The organism is Bartonella sp. AA86SXKL (genome assembly GCF_042196885.1).
Genome location: NZ_JBHIRE010000402.1, coordinates 1 through 659, shown reverse-complemented (window position 1 = coordinate 659; position 659 = coordinate 1). Strand labels below are relative to the sequence as shown.

Sequence of the window (659 nt, the reverse complement as noted above, 5' to 3'; positions counted from 1 at the left end):
AAAGAGCGCAAAGAGGTTATTGAAAGCATTACTACATAAGCTTGCAAAAGAATCCCATAACTTGCTTATAAAGCTTATGACTGTGTCCCAATTTTTATAAAGCAGATATCCAATTCCAATAAGGGCTGCAATGCCAGCCATTATCCAGCCAATAGGTGTGGTCATGATTGTGATACCAAGCGATATAAAAGCAGAACCAACGGCGGTTATTGCCGAAATGAGTGAACCTACAAGAGTTAAAGCAAGACTGGCAACTGCGGAAGCAGCTGAGGCTAATGCTGAAAGCAGTGATCTTCCCAGAGTAGCAGAAAATCTAATAAAAGCTTTATCTGCTGCGACTATTTTTGAGAGCAGGGATTTTCCAAGGTTTACAGCCAGACCGGTAATTTTAGAACCAACGGAAGTGAAGGCCGCAAGCACTGGTCCTGAAAGAGCAAAAGCAAGCCTGATAAAAACTGCGCTTACTATGGCTAGTGATGTAAGCAGCCAGCCATTGATTTTGTCCCAGTTTTTGTAGAGCAGATATCCAGCCCCGACAAGCGCCGCAATGCCCCCGATTATCCAACCGATAGGAGTGGTCATGATTGCGACACCAAGTGATATAAAAGCAGAACCAACGGCGGTTATTGCTGAAAGCAGAGAGCCTATAAGAGTTGCAG

General features: G+C 44.2%; 1 pseudogene. It reads right to left on the bottom strand.

Annotated elements, in window-relative coordinates:
• Positions 1 to 659: pseudogene (locus ACFIO5_RS12250) on the bottom strand (phage tail protein); the annotation flags it as partial.